The 5,883-nt window shown below is 71.7% G+C and carries 4 protein-coding genes; all 4 read right to left on the bottom strand.

What is annotated here, in order from left to right; all coding sequences use genetic code 11:
• Positions 1–1,608: thiol reductant ABC exporter subunit CydC (cydC, locus tag ABS64_RS14605; protein WP_292684514.1), on the bottom strand; the 1,608-nt coding region annotated here is incomplete at its 3' end.
• Positions 1,609–1,673: 65 nt separating this feature from the next.
• Positions 1,674–3,428, bottom strand: coding sequence for a thiol reductant ABC exporter subunit CydD (cydD, locus tag ABS64_RS14600; RefSeq protein WP_292684512.1), 1,755 nt, complete (start codon positions 3,426–3,428; stop codon positions 1,674–1,676).
• 118 nt (positions 3,429–3,546) lie between these two features.
• Positions 3,547–4,581: a cytochrome d ubiquinol oxidase subunit II gene (cydB, locus tag ABS64_RS14595; protein WP_288785885.1), complete on the bottom strand. Its 1,035-nt coding sequence runs from the start codon at positions 4,579–4,581 to the stop codon at positions 3,547–3,549.
• A 12-nt stretch (positions 4,582–4,593) separates the two neighbouring features.
• The coding region (locus tag ABS64_RS14590; RefSeq protein ID WP_292684508.1) for a cytochrome ubiquinol oxidase subunit I at positions 4,594–5,883 on the bottom strand (1,290 nt) is incomplete at its 5' end.

Genomic DNA, 5,883 nt, shown 5'->3' with positions numbered 1-5,883 from the left:
GACTGCCTGGTCGCCGTCGACGGCGGTCAGCAGGTCGGTGAGCAGGGCGTCCGAGGCATCCGCGTCGACGCCCGCCGTCGGCTCGTCGAGCACGAGCACGGGGAAGCCGCGCAGCAGTGCCCGCGCGAGCGCGATGCGTTGCGCCTGCCCGCCCGACACGAGCGCCCCGCGCTCGCCGACGCGGGCGTCCAGGCCGCCGCGCTCGTGCAGCCACTCGCCGAGGCCGACACGGTCGAGCACGGCCTCGAGCTCGGCATCCGTCGCCGTATCGCGCGCGAACAGCAGGTTCTGGCGGATGTCCTCGTCGAACAGCATGGGCTGCTGTTCGCAGAGGCCCACCGTGGCGCGGACGGCATCGGGATGGGCCGTGACGACGTCGCGGCCGCCGAGGTCGTACTCGCCCGCCACGGGCTGCAGGAACCGCACCAGCACGTGCGCCAGCGTCGTCTTGCCCGCTCCGCTCGACCCGACGACGAGCAGTCGCTCGCCCGGCCGCACGTCGAGATCGACGCCGCGCAGCGAGTCCTGGGCGCTGCCGGGCCAGCGCGCCGACACGTCCCGTAGCGCGATCCCGTCGCCGAGCGGCAGGGCGGGGGCGGCCTCGTGGTCCTCGCGGGTCTCGTCGCCGTGGTCGGTACCGGCGGTCTTGTCGGTCTCGTCCGGCAGCTCGGGCGGGATCGTCTGCGGCACGGCATCGGCGATGCGGGTCGCCGCCCCGCGCACCTGCCGCCACGCCGACGCGGCGAGCGGCACGGCCGTGAACACCTCGAAGACGGCCATCGGCACGAGCACCGTGACCGCGAAGGCCGGGGCGGTCAGGGCGCCCCCGACGGCCGGCGCGGCGACGATCACGGCGAGCAGCGACGCGAGCCCCGCGAGGACCGACACGACCGCCGTCGTCCCCGCCTGCGCGACGGCGCGCCGGGTGACCGCACGGCGGAGGGCCGCATCGGCGGCGGCGATGCGCTCGCGCCCCGCGGCTTCGGCGCCGTAGGCAATCAGCACGTCGAGGCTGCCGAGCTGGTCGAGCACGGCGTCGGCGAGGCGCGCCCGGAGCGGCGCGATCGCGCGTTCGGCCCGCGACCCCGCGGCCCAGCCCCAGAGCGTCGCGACGAGCCCCGCGACGACGAGGCAGGCGAGGAGGGTGAGGGCCGCCGGCCACCAGATGAACGCGATGAGGACGACCGCGCCGAGGGCGACCGCGGCCGAGGAGACGAGCGGCAGCACGACGCGCAGCGGCAGGTTCTGCAGCTCGTCGACGTCGTCGACGAGGGCGCCGAGCACCGATCCGCGACGCGTGCGCGCGAGCCCGTCGGGGGCGAGCGGCACGAGCCGGCGCACGAGGTCGCTGCGGGTGACGGCGAGCTGGCGGAGCGCCGCGTCGTGGCTGGCGAGCCGCTCGGTGTACCGGAACGCGGCACGGCTCAGCGCGAAGGCGCGCACGCCCACGACAGCGGCGCCGAGGAACATCACCGGCGGCTGCTCGCTCGCGAACACGATGAGCCATGCTGAGCAGGCGAGGAGGGCGACCGCGGATGCCTCGGACAAGAACCCGCTCGCGGCGCCCGGCCAGAACCGCCGGAGCGGCGGCATGGCGCGCCGGAGCACCGCATCGGCGCCCTCGGAACGTGTGCTTGTGCGCGCCGTGGCGCTCGCCTGCCGGGTGTCGGCGCTCACGCGATCACCTCCGCGGGCTGCGGGTGCAGGCGCACGACGTGGTCGGCGACCCCGCGCGCCGTGCGGCGGTGCGAGACGAGCAGCACCGTCGCGCCGTCGTCGGCCAGGGCGCGCACGGAGAGCCAGAGCGCCGCCTCGGTGTCGGCGTCGAGGGCGGAGCTCGGCTCGTCGAGGGCGAGCACGGGCGCGCGTCCGCGCAGATGCCGGAAGAACGCGCGGGCGATCGCCACGCGCTGCGCCTGCCCGCCCGACAGCCCCGCGCCCTGCACGCCGAGCGACAGGCGCGGGTCGAGGTCGCCCGCCTGCGCCAGCTCGAGTGCGCGGGCGACGAGGGCGCCGTCTGTGACGCCGTCCGCGTCACCGAGCGTGACGTTCTCGGCGATCGTGCCGGTGATGAGCCCCGGCTGCTGCCCGCACCAGGCGAGCCACTGCGTGGGGGAGAGGGCGGACACGGGCATCCCGTCGACCGTCGCGTCGCCTTCGAAGGATGCCGCGCCGCGGAGGGCCGCGAGCAGGCTCGACTTGCCCGAGCCGCTCGGACCCTCGATGAGGGTCACGGTGCCGGGCTCGGCGGTGAAGGTCACGGGCGCCAGGAGCGCCTCCCCGCGACGCACGCGGAGGCCGCGCACCTCGACGCGGGCCCCGCGCAGCCGCGGAGATCTGCGGTCCTGCGGAGATCCGACCTCGGATCGGTCCGCAGCAGCGCCGATCTCCGCGGCTGCGCCCCCCTCGCCGCCGGCACCCACGCGGCCCGGCACGGCGGCCGCGGCATCCAGCACCTCGAAGAGGTCTTCCGTCGCGGCGACGCCCTCGGCGGCGGCGTGGAACTGCACGCCCACCTGCCGCAGCGGCAGATACGCCTCGGGCGCGAGGAGCAGCACGAAGAGGCCGACGGTGAGCCCGAGCGACCCGTCGATGAGGCGGAAGCCGATCGACACCGCGATGATCGCGACCGAGATCGACGCGAGCAGCTCGAGGGCGAAGCCGGAGAGGAACGAGACCCGCAGCACCCGCATGGTCTCTTTGCGGTACGCGTCGGTGACCCGCTCGATCGAGGCCGCGGCGCGGTGCTGACGGCCGAAGATCTTGAGCGTCGACAGGCCTCGCACGGTGTCGGCGAAGCGCGCGGCGAGGGTGCCGAGGGTCTGCCACTGCTGCTGCTGCACGGCGCGCGTGGCGAGGCCGATCAGCACCATGAAGAGCGGGATGAGGGGGATGGTGAGGATGACCGTGAGCCCGGAGATCCAGTCCTGCCACCACATCACGGCGATGATGATCGGGGTCGCGATCACCGTCAGCACGAGCTGGGGGAGATAGCGCGCGAAGTACGTGTCGAGGGCTTCGAGGCCCCGCCCGGCGGTGACGGCGAGGCGGGCGGTGTTGCGCCCCGCGAGCCAGTCCGGCCCGAGCCGGCCGATCGCGCCCAGCAGCTGGGCGCGCAGCTGCGCCTCGACGCGCGCGGCGGCGCGCGCGCAGATCACTTCGCGCAGCCACAGCAGCACGCCGCGCACGATCACGACGACCGCCAGCGCGGTGAGCAGCCCCGAGATCTCTTCCCAGGGGCGCCCCGCGATCACGCCGGTGATCACCGCGGTCATGAGCCACGCGAAGGCCACGATGACGACGGTCTGCAGGGCGCCGACGGCGGCGATCGCGACGAAGAACCCCCGCGAGGCCGACGCGTAGCGCAGCAGCCGCGGATCGACCGGGCGCACGCGCGTGCGCTCTGGTCGCTCGTCGGTGTCCGGCATCCTTCGATCCTCTCAGATGGCGCTTCGCGTCGACGCCCGAGAACGCACCGATCGGCGACCGGCGCGGGTCCCCACCGCGCCGGTCGCCGACCGCGACCCGGGGCTCTCGCCCGGGCCGTCAGTGCGCTTCGGCGAGTTCCGCCTTCTCGATCGCCCCGCGCGTGACGCGCTTGCGGAACACCCAGTACGTCCAGGCCTGGTAGGCGAGCACGAGCGGCAGGAAGATGAGCGCCGCCCAGCTCATGATCTCGAGGGTCATCTGGGTCGACGACGCGTTCGCGATCGTGAGGCTGTTGGCCGGGTCGTTCGAGGCCGGCATGACGTACGGGAACAGCGCCAGCCACAAGGTGAGCACGGCGAAGACGATCGTGACGGCGCCCGCGGCGAACGCGCGCCCGTCGCGGTCGATCCAGTTGAAGGCGACGGATGCCAGGAGTGCGACGGCGGCGATGATGCCGCACGCGATCACGGCCCAGAGGAGCGGCGCCTCGCGGCCCGCGGCGATGATGATCGTCCACACGACCGTGCCCGCAGCGAAGACCACCGTCGGGGCCGCGAGCTTCTTGCCGAGCGACTGCGCGTCATGGTGCACCTGGCCGTCGGTCTTGAGCCCCACGAAGTACACGCCGTGCAGGAAGAACAGCAGCAGCGTCGTGACACCCACCCACAGTCCGTACGGGTTGAGCAGCGTGAACAACGACCCGGTGAAGTTCTTGTCGGCGTCGATCGGCACGCCCTGCACGATGTTGCCGACCGCGACGCCCCAGAGGAGGGCCGGCACGGCGGAGCCGATCGTGATCATCCAGTCGAAGCGGCGCTTCCAGCGGATGTCGTCGCGCTGGTGACGGTACTCGAACGAGACGCCGCGGGCGATGAGGGCGAGGAGGATCAGCAGCAGCGGCAGGTAGAAGCCGCTGAACAGCGTCGCGTACCACTCGGGGAACGCGGCGAACAGGCACGCGCCGGCGACGATCACCCAGGTCTCGTTGAGGTCCCACACCGGGCCGATGGTGTTGATCACCTGGCGGCGCGAGACCTCGTCCTTGCCGAGGAAGGGCAGCGCCATACCGACGCCGAAGTCGAAGCCGTCGAGCACGAAGTATCCGACGAAGAGCACTCCGACGATGAAGAACCAGAGGGTTGCGAGGTCCATGTCAGCCAGCTCCTAGTACACCGTCGAGGGGACGTCGTCGACCTTCAGATGCCCCTCGGGCGTCAGGTCGTCGGGGTCGGGGAGGGTCTGCGGACCCTCGCGCACCGTCTTGAAGATGAGCCCGAACTCCACGACCGCGAGGATCGCGTAGATCAGGGTGAACGCGATGAGTGAGATCAGCACCGTCCAGCCCGGCACGTTCGGGGAGACCCCGTCCTGCGTGAGCATGAGACCGAACACGATCCACGGCTGGCGGCCCATCTCGGTGAAGATCCATCCGACGAGGATGCCGAGGAGCGCGAGCGGCGCCTGCCAGATCGCGATCTTCCACATCCAGCCGGCGACGGGGCGCTTCGCGTTCCTGCGGGTGACCCAGAGGCCGACCACGGCGACCGCGGTGGCGAGCAGGCCGAAACCAATCATCCAGCGGAACGACCAGTACGTGACCCAGGGGATCGGCGCGAAGTTGCCGTCGACCTGGTCGGCGAACTGCGGGAAGAGCTGGGTCGTGTAGAGGTTGTTGAGGTCGTTGATGCCCTCGACGCAGCCGTTGAAGTCCTGCGTGGAGAGGAAGGCGAGCACATACGGCACGCGCAGCGACCAGACCTCGCCGGTACCGTCGGGGGTGCCGATGGAGAACAGCGAGAACGAGGCATTCGCCCCGCACGCGGAGTTGAACATCGCCTCCGCCGCCGCCATCTTCATGGGCTGGGTCTGCACCATCACGAGGCTGAGCTGGTCGCCGGAGAGGAAGACGGCCACGAAGCCGATGATCATCGCCCAGAGGCCGAAGCGCAGCGACGTGCGCATGGTGTCGAGGTTGCGTCCGCGCGACAGGTGCCAGGCGGAGGCGGCGATCATCACCCCGGCGGCGAACATGATCGCCGACGAGAGCGTGTGCGGCAGCTGGGTGAGGGCGACCGGGTTGGTCAGCACCTCCCAGAAGTTCGCCATTTCGGCACGGTGGCCCTCGGTGGACATCTGGTAGCCCTGCGGGTTCTGCATGAACGCGTTGGCGGCGAGGATGAAGTAGGCGGAGAGCCACGAGCCGGCCACGGTGATCCAGATGGTGGCGAGGTGGATGCCCTTGGGCAGGCGGTTCCAGCCGAAGATCCACAGGCCGATGAACGTCGCCTCGAAGAAGAAGGCCATGAGGCCCTCGAAGGCGAGCGGGGCTCCGAAGACGTCGCCGACGAAGCGGGAGTAGCTCGACCAGTTCATGCCGAACTGGAACTCCTGCACGATGCCGGTGACGATGCCCATCGCGAAGTTGATCAGGAAGATCTTCCCGAAGAAGCGCGT

It is taken from the genome of Microbacterium sp. SCN 69-37 (genome assembly GCF_001724435.1).
GTDB classification, from domain to species: domain Bacteria; phylum Actinomycetota; class Actinomycetes; order Actinomycetales; family Microbacteriaceae; genus Microbacterium; species Microbacterium laevaniformans.
This window is presented reverse-complemented; position numbering and strand designations above follow the sequence as displayed.